This window comes from Nocardioides sp. Soil796 (assembly GCF_001429525.1).
In the GTDB taxonomy this organism is placed as follows: domain Bacteria; phylum Actinomycetota; class Actinomycetes; order Propionibacteriales; family Nocardioidaceae; genus Nocardioides.
Genome location: NZ_LMSQ01000018.1, coordinates 525,948 through 551,288 on the forward strand (window position 1 = coordinate 525,948; position 25,341 = coordinate 551,288).

The following is a 25,341-nucleotide window of genomic DNA, read 5'->3' on the forward strand; positions in this document are numbered from 1 at the left end:
GTGGGGTCAGGCGGCGAGGGTGTGGTCGCGGGTGCAGGCGAGATACCGGCGTACGACGAGCTCGGCGACCAGCGGGTCGGCACCGATCACATCCGCCACCACGGTCGCCCCGGCCGAGGCCGCCCGACGGCGCACCTGTCCGAGGAAGTGTCCGGGCGCCAGCAGGTAGGGCACCACGGCGACCCGCCCCCCGGCGCGCGCGGCCACGACGGTGTCGTGCACCCGACGGCCGCGACCGCCGACGGTGGCCAGGTGCACCGGACCGTCCCAGCGACGCCGCAGCAACCGGGTCATCTCGGCGAGGTCGACCAGCGCCGCAGGATCGTTCGAGCCCGCGGCGGCCATCACCACCGGGTCGTCGGGTCGGGCGCCGGCCCCCAGCAGCCGCCGCACCATCACCTCGGCCAGCAGCGGGTGCGGGCCGAGAGGCCCGGCCAGCCGCACCGGGTACGCCGAGCGGGTCACCGCCCCCGGCAGGTCGACGCGGGTGTGGAATCCGGACGAGAGCAGCAGCGGTACGACGACCGTGGGGCCCTGGGCGCTCGTCATCACGTCGGCGAAGTGCGGCTGGCACAGCTCGACGTAGGACGCGGTGGCCGCGACGTCCAACCGGCGTCGGGCCTGGGCGGTGATCGCCACCGCGATCCGGTTGCCGGCCGACATCCTGGTGCCGTGCGCAACGGTGACCAGCGAGGGCCCGGCGGCGGGGCCGGCGTCCGGCAGTGCGGTGACCGCGCCGGTCATGGCGTCGCCAATCGGTAGCCCCGCTTCACCACTGTCTGTACGACGCGGGTGCCGAGCGCGGCACGCAACCGGGCCACGGCCATCTCGACCGCGTGCTCGGAGGCCGCCTGCCCCGTCGGCAGGGCGGCCAGGAGCTCCCGGCGAGGGACCACGTGACCGGGATTGACCGCCAGCGCCTGGAGCACCGCGAAGGGAGAGGGCGAGAGGTGCACCGCCACCCCGTCGAGCAGCACCTGGTCACCATGGAGCAACAGCACGTGGCCCGCTACGTCGAAGGCCTGCCCTGCCCGGCGTACCGGCAGCTCGGTCTCGAGCAGCTTCACCATCGCGGCGGTGCGGGCACGGTCCGGCTGGACCGTCGGCACGCCCCACATCTCGAACGCGGCGGCGGTCACCGGGCCGACACAGACGGCGACGACGTCGGCCTGGAACGCGGCGATCACCTCGTCGCGGCGGCCCATCGCGCCGGCGACGTCCATCAGGGACGCCACCGCCGGCGCCGCGGTGAAGGTGACCGCGTCGAGCTTGCGGTCGGCGATCAGGTCGACCATGCGGAAGACCGGTGCCGGGTCTGCAGGCCCCTCGACGCGGTAGACCGTGACCACGTCGACGGTGGCCCCCTGACGCCGAAGCGCGTGCGCGACGTTCGAGAGCGACTGGCCGTGCTCCTGCACGACGATCCGCCGGTCGGTCAGGTCGCGGCCACGCAGGTGGGCCAGCACGTCCTCGAAGCACTCCGACTCCGGCGCCCACAGCTCGCGCAGCCCGGCACGACGCAGCGCGCCGACCGACTTCGGGCCGCGGGCCAGGATCTCCGCACCGTTGAGGGACTCGAGGAGCGGCTCGAGCAGGCCCCACTCCTCCGCCGCCGCGAACCACGACTTCAGGCCGATGCCGGTGGTCGCGATGAACAGGTCGACGGGGGCGGTGAGCACCTGCTCGGTGGCTGCCCGCAGCGCCACCGCGTCGATCTTGTTCGGCTCCACCGACAGCACGGGCGCCCACTCGACCTGCGCACCGCGTCGCTCGAGGAGCGTGCGTTGCTCCTCGGCCTTCCGGGCGGCGGTGACGCCGATCCGGAAGGAGGCCAGCGGCCCGTCGACGGTCATGCGACCTCCAGGCGAGGCCCGACCTGTACGACGCCCGCAACCACGCGCACGTCGTACGACGGCACCTGGACGTGGTCGTCGTCGAGGCAGCGGCCGGTCCTCAGGTCGAAGGCGTGCTTGTGCATCGGCGAGGCGACGAACGGGATCTCGCCGCGGGTGCCGACGATGCCGCGGGCCAGCACGCTGGCCTTGGCGAACGGGTCGTAGTTGCCGAGCGCGAAGACCTCGTTGTCATGGGTGCGGAAGATCGCCACCGCCTGCCCGTGCACCAGCGCCGTCGCACCGCGCTCCACCTCGAGGGCGGCGAGGTCGCAGATCGGCTCCCACTCCCGCGAGGTCACAGCGCACCCGCTCCGGTCGGGGCGCCCACGGGGATCGTGGCGCCGAGCGAGACCGGCTCCTCCGACTGCGACGGGACGATCTGGCCGCGCGTCGTGGAGAAAGAGATGTTCGGGTCGGGAACACCCGGCGCGTTGACGAAGGAGACGAAGCGGGACATCTTCTCCTCGTCCTCGATGGTCTCCTTCCACTCGTCGAAGTAGGAGTCCACGTGCCGTGCCATCTCCGCCTCCAGTTCGGCGCCGAGACCCAGGGCGTCGTCCACCACGATCTCACGGACCCGCTCGAGCCCACCGTCGATCGTGCCGAGCCAGGTCGACGTACGTTGCAGCCGATCGGCGGTGCGGATGTAGTACATGAGGAACCGGTCGAGGTAGCGGACCAGGTCCTCGGAGCTCAGGTCGCTGGCCAACAGCTGTGCGTGCGCCGGGATCGCTCCCCCGTTGCCGCAGACGTAGAGGTTCCAGCCCTTCTCGGTCGCGATGACCCCGAAGTCCTTGCCCCGGGCCTCGGCGCACTCGCGGGCGCAGCCGCTGACGCCGCCCTTCAGCTTGTGCGGGCTGCGCAGCCCCCGGTAGCGCAGCTCGAGGTCGATCGCCATCTGCACCGAGTCCTGCACGCCGAAGCGGCACCAGGTCGAGCCCACGCACGACTTCACGGTGCGCAGCGACTTGCCGTAGGCGTGGCCCGACTCGAACCCGGCGTCGACGAGTCGCTTCCAGATCTGTGGCAGCTGCTCCATGCGGGCGCCGAACAGGTCGATCCGCTGCCCACCGGTGATCTTCGTGTAGAGGTCGAAGTCGCGGGCCACCTCACCGATCACGATCAGCTTGTCGGCGGTGATCTCGCCGCCGGGGATACGCGGGACGACGGAGTAGGTGCCGTTGCGCTGGATGTTGGCGAGGTAGGCGTCGTTGGTGTCCTGCAGGTTGGCGGTGGTCTTGTCGAGCACGTGGCCGTTGAACTGGCTGGCCAGGATCGACGCGACGGCCGGCTTGCAGATGTCGCAGCCACGACCGCGGCCGTGCGCGGTGACGATGTCGTCGAAGCGCTGGAAGCCGTGGACGGCGATGACGTCGAAGAGTTCCTGGCGGGTCAGGTCGAAGTGCTCACAGATGCCCTTGCTGACCGCCTTGCCGGCCGCCTCGAGTCGTTCGGCGAGCAGGTTCTTCACGATCGGCACGCATGAGCCGCACACCGTGCCGGCCTTCGTGCACGACTTCACGCACGGCAGGTCGGCGCAGCCCTCGGCGTCGATGGTGCCGCAGATGGAGCCCTTGGTGATGTTGTTGCAGGAGCAGACCACGGCCTCGTCGGGCATGCCCAGCTTCGCGGCCCCGCCCCCACGCGCGGCCGGGAGGATCAGCTCCTCCGGGTTCTCCGGCAGCGCCATGCCACTGGAGACCATCGGCCGCAGCACGCCGTACGCCGACGCATCGCCGACCAGCACGCCACCGAGCAGCCGATCCCCTTCCGAGGAGACGACGAGCTTCTTGTAGACGCCGGCAACGGCGTCGGCGAAGACCAGCTCGAGGGCACCCTCGGTGGCCGCGAACGCGTCACCGAAGCTGGCCACGTCGACACCGAGCAGCTTGAGCTTGGTGGACATGTCGGCACCGGTGAACTCACCCGGTCCCTCGAGCAGGCCGTCCACCGCGACCTCGGCCATCTGGTAGCCCGGCGCGACCAGGCCGTACATCTTCCCCCCGGGCGCCGCACACTCCCCGATGGCCAGGATCGACGAATCGCTGGTGCGCATCTGCGGGTCGACCAGGATGCCGCCACGCTCGGCGACCTCGAGGCCGCAGTCGCGGGCCAGCTGGTCCCGCGGTCGGATGCCGGCGGAGAAGACCACCAGGTCGACCGGGAGCGGCTCGTCGGCGTCCTTGAACTTGAGCCCGCTGACCAGGCCGTCATCGTTGCCGTCGATGAACTCCGTCATCACGCCGGTGTGCACGGTGAGGCCGAGCTGCTCGATGTGCCGCTTGAGAGTGGCACCACCGGCATCGTCGATCTGCACCGCCATGAGGCGCGGCGCCATCTCGACCACGTGGGCCTCGATCCCCAACTGGTGCAGGGCATTCGCGGCCTCGAGGCCGAGCAGCCCGCCGCCGATCACGGCACCGGACTTCGCGGTCTTCGATGCCTCGCGGATCGCCTCGAGGTCCTCGATCGTGCGGTAGACGAAGACGTTGCCGAGGTCCTTGCCCGGCACCGGCGGCACGAACGGCGCCGCACCGGTGGCCAGCACGGCGACGTCGTAGTCCACGACCTCGCCGTCGGCCAGGGTCACCGTCTGCGCGTCACGATCGATCGCGGTGACGGGGGTGTCGAGCACCAGCCGCACCCGCGGGTCGTCGTACGCACCGGAGGGCAGGTAGGAGAGCTGCTCGGCGCCGACCTCGAAGAACGAGGTGAGCGCCACCCGGTCGTACGCCGGACGCGGCTCCTCGCCGACCACCACGAGGTCGAACCGCTCGGTGAGGCCCCGCTCGATGGCAGCCTGGACGAAACGGTGACCGACCATGCCGTGCCCGATGACGACAAGTGTCTTGCGTGTGCTCATGAGGAGTCCTTCCTGACAACCTGTGACTGGAAGTTATGCGGCCCATGTTGACTGGAGGGTTTCGCTTTGTTTCGGGCATGAAAACCCTTCTTCACCGACCTGTCGCCAGTTCCGGTTGACCTGTCGCCAGTTCTCGAAACTCACGACGGGTCGATCCAAACTCACGACGGGTCGATCAGGACTCGTCCGTCAGCGGGCGAGCAGCTGCTCGACGACGGAGCTGCAGCCGCCGCAGCCGGTGGTGGCCCGGGTCGAGCCGCGCACCTCGTCGAGCGTGCGGCAGCCGCGGATCCGGCCGGCGCTGACGCCGGCGCAGGCGCAGACCTCCGCGTCGTCGGGCAGCTCCGTCGCCTCCGAGGCGGTCGCGCGCTCGGCGGAGAGGAGCTCCCCCGGCTCGTGCGCGCCCAGGATGGTGCGCCGGTCGTAGAGCTGGGTGATGAGTCCGACCCGGGCCAGGTCCCCGACCAGCGCGGCGGCGACGATCACCCCGCCCCGGACGACGAGCTTGCGGTGCGTCCCGGCGATCGGGTTGGTCACCTCGACCACCTCACCATCGGTGTGCTCCGGGTCCCCGAGCACGGCGACCTCCAGGTCGCTGGCCCTCAGCCGCGCCACCGAGCGTGATCCGTCGTACGCCACGTCGCCGCCACAGAGGTGCTCAGCGAGGACGACGGCCTGCTCCCAGGCAGGTGGCACGAACCCGGTCACCTTCCCCGCGAATTCGGCGCAGTCGCCGACAGCGTGCACCCGTGGGTCGGTGATCGAGGCGAGGTGGCCGTCGACCACGATCCCGCGCCGCACGTAGAGCTCCGCCTGCCGAGCCAGTGCCGTCGACGGGCGTCCGCCGGCGGTGAGGATGACCAGATCGGTCTCCAGGGTGTAGCCGTTGTCGAGCTTCAGACCTTCGTCGGTCAGGCGTACGGCGCGTGCGCCGGTGTAGACCTCCGTGCCGAGTTTCTTCAACCCACGCTTGAGAATCGAGCCCCCGCGCTCGTCGAGCTGGGTCGAGAGCAGGTGCTCCGTGCCCTCGACGATCTCGGTCGCGACGCCGCGCACGCTGAGGGCGCGCGCGACCTGGAGCCCGAGCAGTCCGCCGCCCACGACCACGGCACGTTGTCCCTCACGTTCCGCCAGTGCGGACAGCAGCCCGTTGCAGTCGGCAAGGCTGCGGAACGCGTGCACCTTCGGATGCAGCTGGCCGTCCATCTGCACCAGCCCGCGGATCGGTGGCAGCGTCGGGATGGCGCCGGTCGCCAGCACCAGCCGGTCCCAGGGGATCGTCGTCCCGTCGACCAGCATGACGTCGGACTCCTTGCGCGAGACCTGCAGCACCCGGCTGCCCAGGCGCAGGTCGACCCCCACCGAGGCGAACCACTCCGGGTCGCGCATGGTCAGGGCCTCGGCGCGGTGGGTGCCCTCGAGCACGGCCGACAGCAGGATCCGGTTGTACGCCGGCACCGGCTCCTCGCCGATCACGGTGATGTGTCCGTCGTACCGCCGCGCGACGAGCATCTCGACCAGCCGGGTGGCGGCCATCCCGTTGCCGACGATGACGAGCCGTTCGCTCATGACGCAGCCACCACGTCGGGCAGGTCACGACCGGACGCAATCAGATCGGCGCGCGACACCGCCACGGCGCAGGCCTTGAACTCGGGCATCCGCGAGGCGGGGTCGAGGGCGTCGTTGGTGAGGAGGTTGGCACCGACCCAGTGGAACGGCACGAAGACGGTGTCCGGGCGGATCGTGTCGACGACCCGCGCCGGTGCGGTCATCACGCCGCGTCGCGTGGCCAGCCGGACCTCCTCTCCGTCATACACCGACAGGCGCCGGGCCAGCATCGGGTGCAGCTCCACGAAGGGTCCGGTGTCGGGCAGGTCGCGCACCCGGCGGGTCTGGGCGCCGGACTGGTACTGCGCGAGCACCCGCCCGGTGGTCAGGTGCAGCGGATAGTCGGCGTCCGGCTGCTCGACCGCGCCCCGGTGCTCGACGACGTGGAAGCGGGCCCGACCGTCGGGGTGGCCGAAGGCCGTGAGGAACATCCGCGGTGTGCCCGCGTGGTCGGGTGAGGGGCAGGGCCAGAACACGCCCTGCTCGTCGCGGATCCGGTCGTAGGTGATCCCGGCGTAGTCGGCCTTGCCACCGGCGGAGGCCCGGCCCAGCTCGGCGAAGATCTCCTCCGGCTCGGTGGAGAAGTCGACCGGCGAGTCCAGCCTGGTCGCCAGCCCACGCAGGACGGCCAGGTCGCTGACCACTCCGGCCGGCGGCGTGATCGCCTGCTGACGCAGGATGACGCGTCCCTCGAGGTTGGTCATGGTGCCAGTCTCCTCCGCCCACTGCGTGACGGGCAGTACGACGTCCGCGCGCGCGGCGGTCTCGCTGAGCACGATGTCCGCGACGACCAGGAGGTCGAGGGCGTCCAGGCGTTGCGACACGAACGAGGCGTTGGGTGCGGAGACCACGATGTTGGAGCCGAAGACCAACAGGGCCTTCACCCCGTCCGGTTCACCGAGGGAGGAGAGCAGCTCGTAGGCCGATTTCCCCTTGCCAGGCAGGGAATCGGGGTCGATGCCCCACACCGACGCGACGTGCGCGCGAGCCTCCAGGTCGTCGATCATGCGGTAGCCGGGCAGCTGGTCGGCCTTCTGCCCGTGCTCGCGTCCCCCCTGCCCGTTGCCCTGCCCCGTGAGGCAGCCGTAGCCGGCGTACTCCTTGCCGCACATGCCCAGTGCCAGCGCCACGTTGATCCAGCCCAGCACCGTGTCGGAGCCGGACGCGTGCTGCTCCGCGCCGCGGGCGGTCAACACCATCACCTTGTCCGCGGAGCCCAGCAGCGCAGCCAGGGAACGGATCTCCGACGCCGGCACCCCCGTCACGCGTTCGGCCCGCTCGGGCCACCACGACGCCACCGAGTCGCGCACGGACGAGAAGCCCGTCGTCCGAGCCTGGACATAGTCCGAGTCGACGTTGCCGTCGGCGACGACCTGGTGGAGCACGGCCTGCGCGAGCGCGAGGTCGGTGCCCGGAACGGGCTGCACGAACACGTCGGCCTGCGCGGCGGTCGAGGTCTGGCGGGGGTCGATCACCACGACCTTGCCGCCCCGCTCACGCAGTGCGGCGAGGTGACGCGCGGCCGGCGGCATGGTCTCGGCCAGGTTCGACCCGACCAGCACGACGACGTCGGGCTGCTCGATGTCCGCAAGGGGAAAGGGCAGACCGCGGTCGAGACCCAGTGCCCGGGTGCCTGCAGAGGCGGCCGACGACATGCACCAGCGACCGTTGTAGTCGATCTGGCTGGTGCCGATCGCGACCCTGGCGAACTTGCCCAGCTGGTAGGCCTTCTCGTTGGTCAGCCCGCCCCCACCGAAGACGCCGATCGCGTCGGCCCCGTGAGCGTCGCGCACGGCGAGCAGGCGGTCGCCGATCAGGTCGAGGGCCTCCTCCCACGACGCCGGCGCCAGCTCCCCGGTCTCGGCGGAGCGCACCAGTGGCTGGGTCAACCGCTCGCGATGCCTGTGCAACCCGGTCGACGTCCAGCCCTTGCGGCACAGGGCCCCCTGGTTGACCGGGAACTCCGGCCACTCGGTGACCTCGAGGGCGGCCCGTGCGGGGGCGGGCTTCGCGCCGGTCGAAGCCCCGACGGAGGCCCCGGCCGGCGCGAGCCGCATCCCGCACTGCAGCGAGCAGTAGGGACAGTGGGTCTCGGTGCTCATGCAGGTCCTAGATTCCGGCGCCGGCCAGGCTCGGCACCCGGCCGACCAGGAACGCGCGTCGGGTGTAGAAGAACCACGTCACGCCCAGACACACGGCGTAGAAGGCGGTGAAGACGAGGAAGGCACCCCTGACGGCCGACACCGGGTCCTCGATCCACGGGGCACCGAACGTCATCGGGATCAGGAAGCCGCCGATGGCGCCCACGGCCCCGGCGATGCCGATCACGGCCGACGACTCCTTGGTCGCGCGGGCCAGTGCGTCGGCCTGCTCGGGGGTGCCCTCCGCGGTGGTGGTGCGGGCCTGGCGGGCCCAGATCAGCGGGATCATCCGGTACGTCGACCCGTTGCCGATGCCGCTGGCCGCGAAGACGAAGAGGAAGAAGCCGAGGAACCAGGGGAACCACTGCTGGTTCTCCTCGGCGATCGCCACGCTCGCGGTCGGGTTCGGGGTGAGCTGCGAGAGGGTCCACAGCACCGCCAGCGTGCCGGCGATCATCGCGCCGAACGTGAAGAGGGTGACCCGCGCGCCGCCGTACTTGTCGGCCAGCCAGCCACCGAAGGGGCGGGCCACCGAGCCGACCAGTGCGCCGAGGAAGGCGTAGTAGGCGAAGTTGATGCCGGCGCCGGCACCGTCGGCGGTGGGCACCCAGAAGTTGAGCTTGATCAGCAGCGGCATCGCGGCGGAGTAGCCGATGAACGAGCCGAAGGTGCCGATGTAGAGGAACGACATCACCCACGTGTGCTTGTACTTCACGACGGCCAGCTGCTCGCGCGGCTTGGAGCGGGCGGCGGCCAGGTTGTTCATGAAGAACCAGGCGCAGACCGCACCCAGCACCGCGAGTGCGGCGTACAGGTAGCCGGCACGCTGCAGGGCCAGGCCGCTCTCGCTCGCCTTGACCAGGCCGAAGGCACCCGCGCCACCGACCACGATCGGCAGGAAGAACTGGATCACCGCGACGCCGAGGTTGCCGCCGGCCGCGTTGAGGCCCAGCGCCGTGCCCTTGCGCTTGGCCGGGTAGAAGAAGTTGATGTTCGCCATCGAGGAGGCGAAGTTGCCGCCGCCGAAGCCGGCTGTCGCCGCGATCACCAGGAAGACCCAGTACGGCGTCTCGGGGCGCTGCACGAAGTGCGCGAACAGCAGGGTCGGGATCAGCAGCAGCGTGGCGCTGACCACCGTCCAGTTGCGCCCGCCGAACTTGGGCACCGCGAAGGTGTAGGGCAACCGGATCAGCGACCCGACCAGGTTGGGTACGGCGACCAGCAGGAACAGCTGCGACGTGGTGAAGTCGAAGCCGACCTTGAGCAGCATGGCGGCGCTGACGCTCCACAGCAGCCACACGGAGAAGCCGAGGTGCTCGGAGAAGATCGACCAGATCAGGTTGCGGCGGGCGACCTTGGCGCCGCCGTTCTCCCAGAACTCGGGCTCCTCGGGGCGCCAGTCCTCGATCCAGGTGCCGCCCTTCATGGCGGACGGCGCGGGCCGGGAGGGCAGGGGTGCGGTGGTGGTCACGATCGACTCCTCGAGTGTGCGGATGTCGAGGAACCTAGGCAGTGCAGATTTCGGGCCGGGAACGGTTTGTTTCACGCAGGTGTCAACTTGTCCTCACCACCTCACGGCCACTGGACAAGCGTCCGCCGACCCGTCGCCAGTTCCGATCGACCCGTCGCCAGTTTCCATCCCTGGTCGCAGTTCACGACAGGTCAACCGCAGTTCACGACAGGTCAACCGCAACTCACGACGGGTCGATGGAATGACGAGAGCCCCACGGCCCTGGGGACCGTGGGGCTCTTGCGTGAAACAGGGATCAGGAAGCGAGGACCTCGTCGAGGATCGCCTCTGCCTTGTCTTCGTTGGTGTGCTCGGCCAGGGCCAGCTCGGAGACGAGGATCTGGCGTGCCTTCGCCAGCATCCGCTTCTCACCGGCGGACAGGCCGCGGTCACGCTCACGGCGCCACAGGTCGCGAACGACCTCGGCAACCTTCATCACATCACCCGAGTGCAGCTTCTCGAGGTTCGCCTTGTAGCGACGCGACCAGTTCGTCGGCTCCTCGACGTGCGCGGCACGAAGGACGTCGAACACGCGGTCGAGGCCCTCCTTGTCCACGACGTCACGAACCCCGACCAGGTCGAGGTTGCAGGCAGGAACCCGAACGACAAGGTCCTGCTGTGCGACGATGCGGAGAACCAGGTATTCCCTGTCTTCTCCCTTGATGGTGCGCGTCTCGATGTCCTCGATGACAGCCGCTCCGTGATTTGGGTAAACAACCGTTTCGCCGACGGTAAATGTCATGTGCCAAGTACCCCTTCCTAGGTGACCAGTCTAACACGAGTTCTAGACACCCCTTTCCACGTTTGCGCAGGTCAGGTGCCCAATCCGGGCTTGACAGAACCGCATTGCCTGTGGTGGGCAAGTGTTCTCGAGGCCTCGATCGGGCGCCGCCGCCGTACCGCACTGGCGCGTCGAATCCCTGCAATCACGGGCCCCTTGGTCAATACTTCGGCCTATGTCTGCCAAGAACTACAAGCCCGCACGACGCGTCCGTTCGTCGCGCGCCGACGGCACACCGGGCGCGGTCTTCGAGCTCGGTCGGAGCCTGCCCGTCGCGTTGTTCCGGGCCAGCCACCCGCGGCAGGCAGTGCTGGTCACGCTCGGCCTCACGGTCGCTGCCGCCCTGGCCGGCCGCCCCACGCGCGAGGTCGGCCTGGTGCTGGCCACCGCACTCGTCGGACAGGTGCTGCTCGGCTGGCACAACGACCTCGTCGACGCCGACCGCGACAAGTCCCACGCCCGCGAGGGAAAGCCCGTCGCCGCGGGCTACCTCGAGAAGGGCACGGTGGTCTTCTCGATCGCCGTCGCGGCACTGCTGGTGATCCCGCTGGCGATCTCCCACGGCCTCACGTCCGGCCTGACCTGGCTGGGCATACTGCTGATCGCCATGCTCACCAACGCCGGGCTGCTGCGTCGCAGCCAGTTCTCCTACCTGCCCTGGATGGCCACGTTCGGCCTGTTCCCCGCGTTCCTGTCGTACGGCGGCTGGGGTGGCGACGGCGCGGGTGGTCCGCCGACCCTGGCCCTCACCGTGTGCGCCGCACTGCTCGGCATCGGCGTCCACCTGCTCGTCTCCCTGCCCGGCCTGGTCGACGACAACAAGGACGGTACGACGAGCTTCCCGCTCCGGATCGCGTTGAGGACGGGGGCTCCGAAGCTGATGGTGATCGCCGTCATCTACACGATCGTGGTCGGGGCAGCGCTGATCGCGACCGCCCTCACCGTCGGCCTCGTGCAGTGAATGAATGAGGCGTGAACCCGCCGCCGGGTCGGGATGCGGACACCGCGAGCCCGGCATCTCCCACTCGGAATATGTCGTCTAGGCTGTGACCCGACTGCGGTCCGGTCAGACACGGCCCGCCGACGACACCAAAGGCCTTCAGATGCTGCTTCGCAACCGGATTGCCCGCGCCATCGCTGCCGGCACCTTCGTGCTCGCCGCGCCCATGCTGGCGTCGTGTGGCTTCAACTACGCCACGGACAAGGTCTACACGCCGGCTCCCGGCGCGAACAACCGTGACCACGCCGTCGACGTGCTCAACGCCGTGATCGTCGCCACCGCCGACGGCGAGGGCACCCTGGTGACCACGCTGTCGAACAACGACCTCGAGAACGAGGACACGCTCACCGGCATCACCGGCGAGGGTGTCACCGCCCAGGTCAAGGGCAAGGTCACCGTCGCCCCCGGCGGCGCCACCCGCATCGCGAACACCACCGACGACCTGCCCGCCGCCAGCGGCGACTCGGTCGACGGCATCAAGGTCACCGGCGACTTCAAGATCGGCGGCTGGGCCACCCTGACGCTGAGCTTCAGCCACTCCGACCCCGTGAAGGTGGAGGTGCCGATCGTGGCCAACGCCGGCCAGTGGGCCGGCCAGGACGGCGACGAGCTGACCGAGGGCCAGGAGGTCGGCCACTCGGGCGAGGAGCACGCCACCGAGGGCGACGACCACTGATGACCTACACCCTCATCCTGCTCCGCCACGGCGAGAGCGAGTGGAACGCGAAGAACCTCTTCACCGGCTGGGTCGACGTGGCCCTGACCGAGAAGGGCCGCGCCGAGGCCGTCCGCGGCGGTGAGCAGCTGGTCGCCGCAGGCCTGTTGCCCGACGTGGTCCACACGTCGCTCCAGCGCCGCGCGATCAACACCGCCGTGCTCGCCCTCGATGCCGCGGACCGCCACTGGATCCCGGTCAGGCGCAGCTGGCGCCTCAACGAGCGCCACTACGGCGCCCTGCAGGGCAAGGACAAGAAGCAGACCCTCGCCGAGTACGGCGAGGAGCAGTTCATGACCTGGCGCCGCTCGTTCGACACCCCGCCTCCGCCGTTGGCCGACGACGACGAGTTCTCCCAGGTGGGCGATCCCCGCTATGCCGACCTGGGCGACGAGATGCCCCGCACCGAGTGCCTCAAGGACGTCATCGCGCGACTGCTCCCCTACTGGGAGTCCGACATCGTCGCCGACCTGCGCGCCGACAAGACGGTGCTGGTCGCCGCCCACGGCAACAGTCTGCGCGCGATCGTCAAGCACCTCGACGGCATCAGTGACACCGACATCGCCGGGTTGAACATCCCCACCGGCATGCCGCTGGTCTACCGCCTCGACGACGACCTCGCACCGACGGTCAAGGGTGGCGAGTACCTCGACCCCGAGGCCGCCGCCGAGGCCGCCGCCGCCGTGGCCAACCAGGGCCGCTGACCACCCACCCCGCGAGTAACGCTCCGTCCATGCTGCTTTGCACCCTGCTGGCGGGGGTCGAAGTGTCCGCAGGGGCGCAGCAGACCAGCGGTCAGAGCGACTCGCTCTGACGCACGTGCACGCCGGGGTCGGCGGCCACCGCTGACCCGACGAGTGCCGCGGCCACCCGGTCGACGTGCACGGGACGATATCGGGCCGGCATCAGCGGCTTGATCGCGCGACTGGCCTCGACGAGGTGGTCACCGATGCCGGTCGCACGGGTGCGGACACCACCGACCAGGCCGGCAGGGCGCAGCAGGGTCAGCGACTCGAAGCCGCACTTCTCGAGAGCGTTCTCAGTCTCGCCCTTCACCCGCAGGTAGAACGTGTGCGACCTCTCGTCGGCGCCCACCGACGAGACCAGTGCGTACGACGACGCCCCGGCCTGGCGGGTCAGTTCGGCAACCCGGAGTGGGAGGTCGTGGTCGACCTGTCGGAACGCGTCACGCGAGCCAGCCAGCTTGCGCGTCGTACCCAGGGCGCAGGCGACGGCGTCGACGCTCCAGATGTCGCTGTCCCCGGGCAGGTCGTGGAAGTCGAGCACCGGGTTGGTCAGACCGTCGCGCTCGGCGAGGGGACGCCGGGTGGGGGCGACGACGCGGTCGACCCGGGTGTCGGCGAGGGCCATCTCGAGAGCTCGGGAGCCCACGGCACCCGTGGCGCCGAGGATGAGGAGTGTGGTCACTGATGCAGGCTATGCGACCCACCCGGGTCGATCACGAGTCGGACCCGATCACGCGTGGAGGCTCAGCAGCAGGCGGCCTGCCGGGAGCGTGCTGCTAGATTTCGACGCTCGGGGAGATGGGTTGGGGCACGATCGGAGAACCGTGCCCGCGCTGATCACACGCCCCAACGACTTCGCCACCGCGCTGCGCGAAGCGGTCGAACGCAGCGGGCTGTGTCTGGAGAACATCCAGCAGCGTCTCGCCGAACGCGGGGTCGAGGTCAGCGTCGCCACGCTGAGCTACTGGCAGAGCGGCAACCGGGTCCCCGGCCGCAAGCGCTCGCAGATGGTCGTCGCCCACCTCGAGAGCGTGCTCGGCCTGGCCCCACGCAGCCTGCGGGTGCTGGTCCCGGCACCACGTCCACGAGGCCCCGTCCGGGCCCCGAAGCAGGTCGGCCTGGTGCCGCGCTTCGTCGAGCGCGAGGCCGTACGTCGCATCGCCGAGAAGGTGCAGGCACACTCGGGCGGCCAGCACCTGACACGGATCAGCCAGCACGACGTCGTACGCCTGGACGCCGCGCGACGCATCGAGTCGGTGCGCATCCGCACCGTCGCCCGGGCCGACGCCGACGGCCTCGAGGGCATCGGGGTCACCCAGTTCTTCGAGGACCGCACCGCCGGGACCCCCTGGCTCACCGTCCATGCCGGCGCCGAGGTCGCCTCCCGGCACGTCGACACGGCCCACCGGGTGCTCGGCACGGAGCTGCGCTTCGCCCAGTCCTTGAGCCGTGGCGACACCGTCGTGCTCGACTACGAGATCACCGCCGACGGGCCCGGCCCGCTCGACACGTCGTACGACGCCAGCTGTGCGCGTGCGATCCGCGAGTACGTCGTCGAGGTGCACTTCCCGACGAATGACCTGCCGGAGTGGGTGGAGGCCTACCACCGGCCCCGTGACGAGGGTGGCGACTCGGCCCGGCGGGTGACCGTCGACTCGCTGGGGCACGCGCACTACGTGGTGCTCGACTGTGCCCCCGGCACGACCGGGCTCGCCTGGCACTACTGACCTTCGGGTCGGCCCGTCCACGAGTCAAAAGTTAACAAGCCCGCCTCTCTTGCCTGCCGGCGTACGACGACACAAGGTCGAAGGCAGTGTCGACTCCGGCACCAACTCGGGAAAGAGAGATCAATGAGTCACAACCTCATCTCGCGCAGGCGCCGCACACTGGTGGCCTCCGCGACGATCGCCCTCATGTGCCTCGCGCCGACCGCGCAGGCATTCGGGGGCGACGACGACGTCCAGAAGCCGCGCGAAGACCGCTCGTCTGACCTCCAGGCCCAGCAGCGCAACAGCGCCAAGACGGTCACCGTCAAGGAGCAGAAGCAGCTGCTGTCCCGGGCCCGCTCCGGCGAGGCGACGATGGCGAAGAAGATCGGGCTCCCGGCCAGCCAGGAGCTCACCGCCACCGACGTGGTCAAGGACACCGACGGCGTCACGCACACCCGCTACCAGCGCACCTACCAGGGCATGCGGGTCATCGGCGGCGACATGATCGTCCACGCCAACGCCAAGGGAGCGGTGACCGGCGTCCAGCACGCCAGCCGGGCCGCGGTGAAGCCGACCAGCAGCACGGCCAAGGTCAGCAGGGCCAGGGCCCTCGACGCGGGCGTCCGCACGGCCGGCTACAAGGTCACCGGCAAGTCCGCGGAGCAGGTCGTCTTCGCGACCGACGGTGGCGACCGGCTGGCCTACGACGTCGTCGTGAAGGGTGTGAAGAAGGACCAGACGCCCAGCCGCCTGCACGTCATCGTCGACGCCCAGACCGGCAAGACCCTGGCCAGCTGGGACGAGATCCACACCGGCACCGGCCACGGAATCTTCGTCGGCGAGGTCGAGATCGGCACCAAGGCCGTCAGCGGTGGCTTCGAGATGACCGACACCGAGCGCGGCAACGGCACGACCATAGACCTCGGCAACGGCGAGTCCGGCGGCTCGGTGATGACCGATGAGGACGACGACTGGGGCGACGGAACGATGGCCGACCCGCACTCGGCCGGTGTCGACGCGCACTACGGCGCCGCGCAGACGTGGGACTACTTCCTCGACAAGCACGGCCGCCACGGCATCTTCGACGACGGCGTCGGCGTCCCCTCGCGGGTCCACTACGGCGACAACTACGTCAACGCCTTCTGGGACGGCCAGCAGATGACGTACGGCGACGGCGAGAACAACGAGAACCCGCTCACCGAGCTGGACGTGGCCGGCCACGAGATGAGCCACGGTGTCACCGAGGCGACCGCCGGGCTGGTCTACTACGGCGACGCGGGCGGCCTCAACGAGTCCACCAGCGACATCTTCGGCACCGCGGTGGAGTTCAACGCCAACAACGCAGAGGACGTCGGCGACTACCTGATCGGCGAAGAGATCGACATCAACGGCAACGGGACACCCCTGCGCTACATGGACCAGCCCTCCAAGGACGGTGCCAGCTACGACTGCTGGACCCCCGAGATCGGCAACGACGACCCGCACTACACCTCGGGTCCGGGCAACCACTTCTTCTACCTGGCCTCCGAGGGCTCGGGCGCGAAGGAGATCAACGGGGTCAGCTACGACAGCCCCACCTGTGACGACTCGACCGTCGAGGGCATCGGCCGTGAGAACGTCGAGCAGATCTGGTTCAAGGCCCTCGACGCCTACATGACCTCGACCACGACCTACCCCGAGGCGCGTGACGCGACGGTGCAGGCCGCGACCGACATCTACGGTGCCGACAGCGCTGAGTGCGCCGGAGTCGAGAAGGCATGGGACGGCGTGGGCGTGCCGGAGAACGACGTCGCCTGCACCGGCGGCGGAACCGACCCGGAGCCGGGCACCTGCCCGGACCTCACGCTCACCGACAACGGCAGCCTGACCGGCACGAACGACTACTCGTACGAGCCGGGCGCCGAGGGTTACTACACCTCGGCCGCTGCGGGCACGCACAAGGCGTGCCTCGACGGTCCGGAGGGCACCGACTACGACCTCTACCTGGAGAAGTGGAACGGCAGCTCGTGGGTGCGGGTGGCCAAGAGTGACTCCTCGAGCTCGCACGAGGAGATCACCTATGAGGGCACGGCGGGTTCCTACTCGTACGTCGTCCAGTCCTACCGCGGATCGGGCGACTACTCGATGAGGCTCTCCAAGCCCTGACCGACGACCGGGTCCCCCGAGGGCCTGGCCGAGAAGGGCATCGGCCCGCACTCCACAGTGGAGTGCGGGCCGACGTCTTGTCCTTGCGGTCCCAGCCTGGACTCAGTCGTCGACGACGGTCTCGCCGGTCACCACGAAGACCACCCGACGGGCGACCGAGACGGCGTGGTCCGCGATCCGCTCGTAGTAGCGGCCCAGCAGGGCCAGGTCGACGGCCGGCTCGACACCGTGGGTCCACTCCGAGCTGAGCAGCTCACGCAGGGAGTTGCGGCGCAGGCGGTCCATCTCGTCGTCGTCCTGGGCCAGCTCGGCGGCAGCCTCGACGTCGCGCTTCTCGATGATCTCCGCGGTCTTCGCGGTCATCATCTCGGCCACCGTGGCCATCCGGCGGATGGTCGGCTCCGCCTGCGCCGGTACGGCGACCGACGGGACGCGCAACCGGGCGATCTTGGCGACGTGGACGGACAGGTCGCCCATCCGCTCGAGCTCGGCCACCATGCGCAGCGCGGCGACCACCGTGCGGAGGTCACGGGCGACCGGCTGCTGCAGCGAGAGCAGCTCGAATGACTTCTCCTCCACCGCCTCCCGGGCGAGGTCGATCGCCTTGTCGCCGCTGATCACCTCTTCGGCGATGTGCACGTCACCGGTCATCAAGGCTTCGGTGGCACGCGACACGGCGTGCTGGACCTGGCGGGCGATGCCCGCCAGGTCGATGAAGATGGAATCGAGTTCGTCATGGAAGGCCTCACGCATGCGGGAGACAGTAAGGGGCGCAAGTGACCAGCCGTCGCTGATGCGTGAACTGGGGATGAACAGTGTGAAGCATTGGACTCGTTGGCGAACTCCAGGTGAAACGCTGCGTACGATCATGGCGTGACGACATCGCAAACGGTCCTGTTTGCGCTGCTCATCGGCCTTTTCGTGGCCGGGGTCGTGCTGGCCTTCGTGATGAGCGAGCGGCAGCAGCAACGGATCCCCGACACCGCCGAGCCCGTGGTTCCCACCGGCGTGGCCCAGGTGCTGTCGGTGCTGCGTTCCAGTGCGATGGTGATCGACGACGACGACGTCGTACGCAAGGCCTCCGCGCCGGCGTACGCCCTCGGCCTGGTCGGCGGTCACGAGCTCAAGGACTCCGGACTCTCCGAGGTCGTGCGCCAGGTGCGCCGCGACGGGCAGATCCGGGAGACCGAGATCGTCGTCGCCCGTACGTCGGCCGCGCCCGCGCGCCACGTCACCGCCCGCGTGGCGCCGTTGGGCGCCCGGCTGATCCTGGTGCTGGTCGAGGACCGCACCCGTGAGCGCCGGGTCGAGGCGATCCGCCGCGACTTCGTCGGCAACGTGAGCCACGAGCTGAAGACCCCGATCGGTGCGATCCGCATCCTCGCCGAGGCCGTGCAGGAGGCCTCCGACGACCCCGAGGCGGTCGAGCGCTTCGCCGGCCGGATGATCATCGAGAGCGAGCGACTGGCCCGCCTCGTGCAGCAGATCATCGAGCTCTCCCGGCTCCAGGGCGACGACCCGCTCGACCAGCCGCTGCCGGTCGACGTCGACTCGATCATCGCCACCGCGGTCGACACCGTCGCGATCGACGCCGAGTCGCGAGGGCTGTCGGTGGTGGCCTCGGGCGAGAAGGGCCTCAAGGTCCTCGGCAACACCGAGCAGATCGCCGTGGCGGTGGGCAACCTGGTCGCCAACGCCGTGAACTACTCCCTCGACCGGTCGTCGGTGCTGGTCGCCGCGCGCGCCACCGAGGAGTCCGTCGAGATCTCGGTGACCGACCAGGGCATCGGCATCCCGACCGAGGAGATCGACCGAATCTTCGAGCGGTTCTACCGGGTCGACCCGGCCAGGCACCGCTCCACAGGTGGCACCGGCCTCGGCCTGTCCATCGTCAAGCACGTCGCGGCCACCCACGGTGGCGACATCCGCGTATGGTCCGTCGAGGGACAGGGATCCACGTTCACCCTGACCCTTCCCAGGAAAAAGCAGGAGGCACGTCCGTGACCCGGGTACTCGTTGTCGAAGACGAAGAGAGCTACAGCGACGCCTTGGCGTACATGCTCCGCAAGGAAGGCTTCGAGGTCGCGGTGGCCAACACCGGCCCCGACGCCCTCACCGAGTTCGACCGGGCGGGCGCCGACATCGTGCTCCTCGACCTTATGCTGCCGGGCATCCCCGGCACGGAGGTGTGCCGTCAGATCCGGCAGACCTCGACGGTGCCGGTGATCATGGTCAGCGCCAAGGACGACGAGGTCGACAAGGTGGTCGGGCTCGAGCTGGGCGCCGACGACTACGTCACCAAGCCCTACTCCCCCCGCGAGCTGGTCGCGCGGATCCGCGCCGTACTCCGCCGCGGGCAGGAGCCCGACCTGTCGCCGGCCACGCTCGAGGCCGGCCCGGTGCGCATGGACGTCGAGCGCCACGTGGTGACCGTCGACGGCAACGAGCAGCGGCTGCCGCTCAAGGAGTTCGAGCTGCTCGAGATGTTCCTGCGCAACCCCGGCCGTGTGCTCACCCGCGGCCAGCTGATCGACCGGGTGTGGGGGTCGGACTACGTCGGCGACACCAAGACGCTCGACGTGCACGTGAAGCGGCTGCGCGCCAAGCTCGAGCCCGACCCCGGTGAGCCGAAGTTCCTGGTCACCGTCCGCGGCCTCGGCTACAAGCTCGACCTCTAGCTCTCCGATACTCCCTGACGTTTCGGCCCTTCCTTGGGGATACTCCCTGACGTTTCGGCCCTTCCTTGGGGATACTCCCTGACGTTTCGGCCCTTCGAGGTCGGACATCTCAGGCAGTATCGGGGAGTACGGCGGGATGTCGCGCAACGCTGTCCGAAAATCGCTCGGCAACGACGTACGCCGGTCCCTAGGCTTGGTGAGTGACGAACTCCCCAGCCCTGACTCGCACCTGGCTGCCCACCGCAGCCGCCGGATTCACCCTTGTGTGCTGGGCGTCCGCCTTCGTGGCGATCCGGCACCTCGGGCACGACGTGACCCCGGGTGCGCTGACCATCGGGCGGCTCGGCATCGCGGCGATCGTGCTCGGCATCATGGTCTATCGGCGTCCGCGCACCTGGCCCCGTGGGCGTGAGTGGCCGCTGCTCATCGCGTGCGGCGTGATGTGGTTCGGCATCTACAACCTCGCCCTCAACGAGGCCGAGCGCCGCATCGACGCCGGCACTGCGGCCATGCTGATCCAGATCGGCCCGCTGCTGGTAGCGCTGCTTGCCGCGGTGTTCCTCGACGAGCGCCTCACCAAGTGGCTGGTGGTCGGCATCGCCATCGGCTTCACCGGCGTCGCGATCATCGCGCTGGCCAACGACCAGTCCGGCGACCGCGACCTGTGGGGCGTGCTGCTGACCGTGCTCGCGGCAATCACCTACGGCATCGGCGTGGTCTGCCAGAAGCCGTTGACCCGGCGACTGCACCCGTTCGAGATCACGTTCCTGGCCTGCGTGATCGGCTTGCTCACCGCCTCGCCGTTCACCGGTGAGTTCGTCGACCTGGTGGAGCACGGCAGCGCCTCGTCGTGGCTGTGGATCCTCTACCTCGGCGTCTTCCCGACCGCCCTCGCGTTCTCGACCTGGGCCTTCGCGTTGACCCACATGGACGCCGGCCGCCTCGCGATCACGACGTTCCTGGTGCCGGTCATCGCGATCGTGCTGGCTGCCGTGCTGCTCGGCGAGACGCCTCCGGCACTGGCGTACGTCGGAGGGGTGCTGTGCGTGGTCGGCGTGCTCGTCTCGCGTCGGCGTACCCGCGTCAAGGAGCCGTTGGCCGCCGTACCCGCCGACCAACCCGTCACGACATGACTGCCGCGACGGCCGACCACGGAATCGTCGGGGAGTATCGCGGGTGAGGGGCCGGAACGTCAGGGAGTATCGCGGGTGACGGGCCGAAACGTCAGGGAGTATCGCGGGTGGGTCACCAGCGGGGGGAATCGCCGGGAAGGGCTCTGCCGGGCGGGCGGATCACGTAGGCCACGCCGCCGGACCCACCGAGCCACGCGCGCTCGAACTGGTCGCGACGGTAGACCCGGCGTACGCCGGCATTCGTCGCGGCAGACGGGTCGTTGACGATCACCCGGCCGTCGGCCGCGAACCCCGTGATCACCACCAGGTGGCCCGGCGTCGAGGTCAGCGGCGACCCGTCGAGACCGCCACGCGCGAACGCGATGGAGACCACCACGGGAATGCCGGCCCGGATGAACCGCTCGGCGTCGCGCAGGTTCAGCAGGCGGGTGACGAAGGCGTCCGTGGAGTACTGCCCGGCATAGGCGGTGTTGAACGGCCAGTTGCCGGTGCCCTGGTAGTTGTGGTCGTAGGTGTAGCGCGCAGCGTGGTCGACCTGGCCATCGCGTTCACCGGTCCACGCGTAGTGCTCCGGACTCGGCCCGCGGCCGTAGTAGCGCAGCACCATGGCCGTCGACGTCGGCGAGCACCAGGCCTCGCCGCCCGCGTCCCACTGCGGGTAGTGGCCGGTGTGGATCATCTGGGAGAACTTCGGCACCGCCCTCTCGCTGGTCGCGCGCATCGAGGTCGGCGAAGTCGCCGCGGTGCGCGTGGTGAAGTTCGCCGCGACCGCGCCGATCGAGTCGAGGCGCGGCGTCGCGGTGGTGCCACTGCGCCGCATCAGCGTGACGCGGAGCTGCCACTGGCGCATCCGGCTGGTGCCCTGGCTGACCAGGGTGTCGGTGTTCAGCTTGTTGAGGTCGTCGGTCTGCGCCTCACCGGAGTAGCGATGGATGCTCTCGACGGTGAAGCCCCACACCGCGAGCGTGTCCCACGAGCTGGCCGCCGTCGCCGACTTCGTGCGCGCGTCGATCCGCAGGTAGGTGCCGGCCGGCACGCGGGCGTTCCACGATGCGATGAGGTTGGTCGCGTCGAAGCCCGGCGCCACCCACGGCGAGGTCCAGCGTGCGTAGTCGTAGCGGACCGAGCGCCCCGAGCCGTAGGGATCACGCAGGCTGGCCGACCCCATCGGCCGGGCTGCGAACTGCAGCGATCCGTTGCTGATCAGGCTGCCGTTGCGCAGGCCGGTCGCGAGCTCGGCGTTGCTGCTCCAGCGGGTGGTCTGCACGCGCGGTGTGACGGCCCCCGCCCGCTGTACGACGACCGCGGGCGACGCGTGCGACGTACCGGCTGAGGACGTGATGGCTGCCGGAGCGGCAACCTGCGCTGCGGCCAGGGGCGCAGTCGCGGCCGGACGCGCAGCCGTGGCCAGGGGTGCGGCGGCGGCCAAGGGCGCGGCGATCAGGAGTACGACGGCCAGGCGTGACGGCGTACGACGAGCGGAGGGGAAGGCCATGCCCGACAGCGTAAGTGACGAAAGTGACGCGTGGGACTGACTTCACGCGACCCGTCGCCAGTTCAGGTTGACCTGTCGCCAATTCTGGGCGACCCGTCGCCAGTCTTTCGTGCCGATCGAAACTCACGACGGGTCGATCAGAACTCACGACGGGTCGAACGAAACTCACGACGGGTCGATCAGAACTCACGACGGGTCGATCGAAACTAACGACGGGTCGATCAGAACTGGCGACGGGTCAGGTGAGAGCGGGGATGAGGAGGATCAGGCCGATCAGGGCGGGCACGGCTTGGACGAACAGGATCTTGCGGCTCACGGTGGCCGCGCCGTAGACGCCGGCCACCACGACGCACGCCAGGAAGAACGCGATCGTCGGTTCGTCGCCGCGGATCATCCCGAAGACCAGGCCGGCGACGAGGAACCCGTTGTAGAGGCCCTGGTTGGCGGCCAGCGCCTTGGTCTCCTCCGCGAACTCCGCCGTGAGCCCGAAGGCCTTGCGACCGGCCGGCGCCGTCCAGAGGAACATCTCGAGCACCAGGAACCAGAGGTGCAGTGCGGCGACGAGGCCGGCGATCACGTAGGCAACCGTTGTCATGGGCGGAACCTACTCCTGCTCGAGCCACCCGCGGAACGCTTCGAGGTTCTTCGTGGACTCGCCCCGCGAGATGCGCCACTCCCACTCCTTGCGGATGGAGGAGGCGAAGCCGAGCTCGAGGATGGTGTTGAACGACTCGTCGGCGGTGGCCAGCACCGTGCCGAGCAGGCGGTCGAGGTCGTCGGCGTTGGTCGACGAGAGCGGCAGCCGGGCGTCGAGGTAGATGTCACCGTGCCGGTCGATGGCGAACGCGACGGCGTACAGCCGCAGGTTCTTCTCCAGCAGCCAGCGGAAGACGCCCTCGTGGTTCTCGTCGGGGTTGCGGCACACGAACGCGTGGACGCCGAGCGCGTGCGGGCCGACGTCGACGCGCACCGGAGTCTGCAGCTTGTTCTCACCCGGGAGCGAGAACGAGAAGACGCCGGGGGCGCCCTCGTCGTAGGCGACCTCGTTGTCGACCAGCCAGGCGCGGACGACCTCGACCCGATCGTGATCGGGCCGTTCTGCCTCAACCTGCGGTGACAATCGCCTCGTCCTCCCTCATCAGTCCGGCAGCCCGGCGGTAGACCTCGAGGGTACGGTCCGCGGTGCGCTCCCACGAGAACTGCCGCGCCTGCTCGACCGCACCGGCGGCCAGGCGGGCGTGCAGCCCGGGCTCCCGGAGGACCCGGCCGAGGGCGTGCGCCCAGTCGCGGGGCTCGTGGCTGTCGACCAGGAGGCCGGAGTGCTCGTCGCGGACGACGGTCGGCAGGCCGCCGACGGCAGCCGCGACCACGGGCGCTCCGGCGGCCTGCGCCTCCACGGCGACCAGGCCGAACGACTCGTTGTAGGACGGTACGGCGACCAGGGTCGCGGCCGAGCACCAGTCGGCCAGCACGGACTGGGCGACCGGCGGCACGAACCGCACCACGTCGTCGAGCCCGAGGTCGTGGGCCAGGTCGGCCAGGGCCTCCGGGTGCTCGAGCCCGGACCCGGAGGGTCCGCCCACGATCGGCACCACGAGGCGCGCACGGAGGGACGGGTCCTCGGTCAGCAGCACGTGCACGGCCTTGAGGAGGACGTCGGGCGCCTTCAACGGCTGGAGCCGACCGGCGAAGAGCAGCACCTGGGCGTCGGCCGGCAGCCCGAGGCGTTCGCGGGCGTCGATGCGGGGACGGAACACGTTGAGGTCGACACCCGGGTGCACCACCTCGACCCGTCCGGGCTCGGCGTCGTACAGCTCGATCAGCTGCTTGGCCTCGAGGTCGGTGTTGGCGATCAGCATGTCGGCGGCCTCGACGACCTGCTCCTCGCCGAGCACGCGCGCGATCGGCTCGGGGGTGTCTCCCTCGGCCATCGCCTCGTTCTTCACCTTCGCCATGGTGTGCATCGAGTGGACGAGCGGGACGCCCCAACGGTCACGGGCCAGCGCGCCGACCTGTCCGGAGAGCCAGTAGTGCGAGTGCACCGCGTCGTAGTGGCCGGGCAGGTTCGCCGCCTCGGCGCGCAGCACCTCGCGCGCGAAGACGCACAGCTGCCCCGGGAGCTCGGACTTGGTCAGCCCCTCGAAGGGTCCGGCGTGCACGTGGCGCACCAGGATGTTGTCGGAGAACTCGACGATCGGATCCAGTGTCGACGACGTGGCCCGGGTGAAGATGTCGACGGCGATGCCGCGACGGGCCAGCTGTCGGGACAGCTCGACCACGTAGACATTCATGCCGCCTGCGTCGCCGGTGCCCGGCTGGTCCAGCGGCGAGGTGTGCAGGCTGATCATCGCGATGCGGCTCATCTGCGCGTCGTACCTCCTCGGGTCATCCTCCCCAGAACCACGGTGGCAGGCCTGCTATTCCCGGCTGTTCCCGCCGGCAGGCGGCAGGCGGCAGGCGGCATGCGGCATGCGGGAGGGTGCAGGCGTCAGCGGCTGTGCGAGCCGTGGGTGCGTGGCGCACGGGACCCACGCCACCGGACGGCGAGGAACAGGAACAGCAGGACGGCCAGGACACCGACGCCGAGATCGACCGGGTCAGGGTCGAGCTCGCTGTGCAGGGTGACCAGCACCGAGCCGGCGAGGCACACGACGCCGACCGCGACGATGGCCTGCAGCCAGACCGGAGCCTTCGGGACCAGCATCAGCCCGATGCAGAGGACCGCGACGCCCAGAAGTCCGAAGCCCGCCCACTGCAAGGGATCGGCACTGTCGATGAAGTGGCGGACGACAAGGCACAGCCCACCCAGGATCCCGGTCACGGCGGCCAGTCCACGCACGTCGACGCTTCCTCTCTGTGCACACGCAGGCGCGCTCTCGTGCACGCGCAGGCACGCCACCCCGACGCGCCACCGACCCAGTG

Annotated in this window: 23 protein-coding genes; 8 read left to right on the top strand and 15 right to left on the bottom strand. The window is 69.8% G+C overall.

Annotation, left to right across the window (positions count from 1 at the left end):
• Positions 1 to 6: 6 nt before the first annotated feature.
• The 8 genes from ASH02_RS13900 to ASH02_RS13935 form a co-directional block, all read right to left on the bottom strand.
• The gene (locus ASH02_RS13900) at positions 7 to 744 is read right to left on the bottom strand and encodes a sirohydrochlorin chelatase (protein WP_056685364.1); all 738 of its coding nucleotides are present in this window, start codon (positions 742 to 744) and stop codon (positions 7 to 9) included.
• Entirely contained in the window at positions 741 to 1,853 is a 1,113-nt protein-coding gene (locus ASH02_RS13905) for a uroporphyrinogen-III synthase (RefSeq protein ID WP_056685361.1), read from the bottom strand. Before ASH02_RS13905 ends, ASH02_RS13900 begins: the two co-directional genes overlap by 4 nt.
• Entirely contained in the window at positions 1,850 to 2,194 is a 345-nt protein-coding gene (gene nirD / locus ASH02_RS13910; protein WP_056685357.1) for a nitrite reductase small subunit NirD, read from the bottom strand. The genes ASH02_RS13905 and nirD overlap by 4 nt, the downstream gene beginning before the upstream one ends.
• Positions 2,191 to 4,758 carry a nitrite reductase large subunit NirB gene (nirB, locus tag ASH02_RS13915; protein WP_056685354.1) on the bottom strand — a complete coding sequence of 856 codons (2,568 nt, stop codon included), beginning with the start codon at positions 4,756 to 4,758 and terminating at the stop codon, positions 2,191 to 2,193. The genes nirD and nirB overlap by 4 nt, the downstream gene beginning before the upstream one ends.
• 189 nt (positions 4,759 to 4,947) lie before the next feature.
• Positions 4,948 to 6,327 (bottom strand): FAD-dependent oxidoreductase, encoded by a 1,380-nt coding sequence (locus tag ASH02_RS13920; protein ID WP_056685351.1) that lies wholly within the window; start codon positions 6,325 to 6,327, stop codon positions 4,948 to 4,950.
• Positions 6,324 to 8,468, bottom strand: coding sequence for a molybdopterin oxidoreductase family protein (locus ASH02_RS13925; protein ID WP_056685350.1), 2,145 nt, complete (start codon positions 8,466 to 8,468; stop codon positions 6,324 to 6,326). The genes ASH02_RS13920 and ASH02_RS13925 overlap by 4 nt, the downstream gene beginning before the upstream one ends.
• 7 nt (positions 8,469 to 8,475) lie before the next feature.
• The gene (locus ASH02_RS13930) at positions 8,476 to 9,978 is read right to left on the bottom strand and encodes an MFS transporter (RefSeq protein ID WP_321163491.1); all 1,503 of its coding nucleotides are present in this window, start codon (positions 9,976 to 9,978) and stop codon (positions 8,476 to 8,478) included.
• 295 nt (positions 9,979 to 10,273) lie between these two features.
• Positions 10,274 to 10,759 carry a CarD family transcriptional regulator gene (locus tag ASH02_RS13935; RefSeq protein WP_056685347.1) on the bottom strand — a complete coding sequence of 162 codons (486 nt, stop codon included), beginning with the start codon at positions 10,757 to 10,759 and terminating at the stop codon, positions 10,274 to 10,276.
• A 214-nt stretch (positions 10,760 to 10,973) separates the two neighbouring features.
• Between ASH02_RS13935 and ASH02_RS13940 the strand changes: the two genes are divergently transcribed.
• From ASH02_RS13940 to ASH02_RS13950, 3 genes are all read left to right on the top strand, one after another.
• On the top strand, positions 10,974 to 11,759 hold the full coding sequence (locus tag ASH02_RS13940; RefSeq protein WP_056685345.1) for a UbiA family prenyltransferase: 786 nt from the start codon (positions 10,974 to 10,976) through the stop codon (positions 11,757 to 11,759).
• A gap of 142 nt (positions 11,760 to 11,901) precedes the next feature.
• Complete coding sequence (locus ASH02_RS13945; protein WP_056685342.1) at positions 11,902 to 12,474, top strand: hypothetical protein; 573 nt, start codon at positions 11,902 to 11,904, stop codon at positions 12,472 to 12,474.
• Entirely contained in the window at positions 12,474 to 13,217 is a 744-nt protein-coding gene (locus ASH02_RS13950; protein ID WP_056685339.1) for a phosphoglyceromutase, read from the top strand. The genes ASH02_RS13945 and ASH02_RS13950 overlap by 1 nt, the downstream gene beginning before the upstream one ends.
• Positions 13,218 to 13,308: 91 nt before the next feature.
• Here the strand turns inward: ASH02_RS13950 and ASH02_RS13955 are convergent, their stop codons facing one another.
• Positions 13,309 to 13,941: an NAD(P)H-binding protein gene (locus ASH02_RS13955; protein WP_200949848.1), complete on the bottom strand. Its 633-nt coding sequence runs from the start codon at positions 13,939 to 13,941 to the stop codon at positions 13,309 to 13,311.
• 142 nt (positions 13,942 to 14,083) lie between these two features.
• On the opposite strand from ASH02_RS13955, the gene ASH02_RS13960 reads away from it, so the two are divergent.
• Complete coding sequence (locus ASH02_RS13960; protein WP_056685336.1) at positions 14,084 to 14,986, top strand: hypothetical protein; 903 nt, start codon at positions 14,084 to 14,086, stop codon at positions 14,984 to 14,986.
• Positions 14,987 to 15,109: 123 nt separating this feature from the next.
• On the top strand, positions 15,110 to 17,113 hold the full coding sequence (locus ASH02_RS13965) for a M4 family metallopeptidase (RefSeq protein WP_082563995.1): 2,004 nt from the start codon (positions 15,110 to 15,112) through the stop codon (positions 17,111 to 17,113).
• Between the two features lie 102 nt (positions 17,114 to 17,215).
• Here the strand turns inward: ASH02_RS13965 and phoU are convergent, their stop codons facing one another.
• Positions 17,216 to 17,866, bottom strand: a complete 651-nt coding sequence (gene phoU, locus ASH02_RS13970) for a phosphate signaling complex protein PhoU (protein WP_056685333.1) — start codon at positions 17,864 to 17,866, stop codon at positions 17,216 to 17,218.
• Between the two features lie 120 nt (positions 17,867 to 17,986).
• Here phoU and ASH02_RS13975 point away from each other — a divergent pair, with 120 nt between their 5' ends.
• The 3 genes from ASH02_RS13975 (at position 17,987) to ASH02_RS13985 (ending at position 20,924) form a co-directional block, all read left to right on the top strand.
• Positions 17,987 to 19,117: a sensor histidine kinase gene (locus ASH02_RS13975; protein WP_056685329.1), complete on the top strand. Its 1,131-nt coding sequence runs from the start codon at positions 17,987 to 17,989 to the stop codon at positions 19,115 to 19,117.
• Positions 19,114 to 19,791 carry a response regulator transcription factor gene (locus ASH02_RS13980; RefSeq protein WP_056685326.1) on the top strand — a complete coding sequence of 226 codons (678 nt, stop codon included), beginning with the start codon at positions 19,114 to 19,116 and terminating at the stop codon, positions 19,789 to 19,791. Before ASH02_RS13975 ends, ASH02_RS13980 begins: the two co-directional genes overlap by 4 nt.
• A gap of 200 nt (positions 19,792 to 19,991) precedes the next feature.
• Positions 19,992 to 20,924, top strand: a complete 933-nt coding sequence (locus ASH02_RS13985) for a DMT family transporter (protein ID WP_057294935.1) — start codon at positions 19,992 to 19,994, stop codon at positions 20,922 to 20,924.
• Positions 20,925 to 21,036: 112 nt separating this feature from the next.
• Here the strand turns inward: ASH02_RS13985 and ASH02_RS13990 are convergent, their stop codons facing one another.
• From ASH02_RS13990 to ASH02_RS14010, 5 genes are all read right to left on the bottom strand, one after another.
• Positions 21,037 to 22,419 (bottom strand): peptidase C39 family protein, encoded by a 1,383-nt coding sequence (locus tag ASH02_RS13990; RefSeq protein ID WP_056685322.1) that lies wholly within the window; start codon positions 22,417 to 22,419, stop codon positions 21,037 to 21,039.
• Between the two features lie 238 nt (positions 22,420 to 22,657).
• On the bottom strand, positions 22,658 to 23,014 hold the full coding sequence (locus ASH02_RS13995; protein WP_056685319.1) for a DUF1304 domain-containing protein: 357 nt from the start codon (positions 23,012 to 23,014) through the stop codon (positions 22,658 to 22,660).
• A gap of 9 nt (positions 23,015 to 23,023) precedes the next feature.
• The gene (locus tag ASH02_RS14000; protein WP_056685304.1) at positions 23,024 to 23,539 is read right to left on the bottom strand and encodes a YbjN domain-containing protein; all 516 of its coding nucleotides are present in this window, start codon (positions 23,537 to 23,539) and stop codon (positions 23,024 to 23,026) included.
• Positions 23,523 to 24,782: a D-inositol-3-phosphate glycosyltransferase gene (gene mshA / locus ASH02_RS14005; protein ID WP_056685301.1), complete on the bottom strand. Its 1,260-nt coding sequence runs from the start codon at positions 24,780 to 24,782 to the stop codon at positions 23,523 to 23,525. The genes ASH02_RS14000 and mshA overlap by 17 nt, the downstream gene beginning before the upstream one ends.
• Before the next feature lie 125 nt (positions 24,783 to 24,907).
• The gene (locus ASH02_RS14010; protein WP_056685298.1) at positions 24,908 to 25,258 is read right to left on the bottom strand and encodes a hypothetical protein; all 351 of its coding nucleotides are present in this window, start codon (positions 25,256 to 25,258) and stop codon (positions 24,908 to 24,910) included.
• Between the last annotated feature and the right edge of the window lie 83 nt (positions 25,259 to 25,341).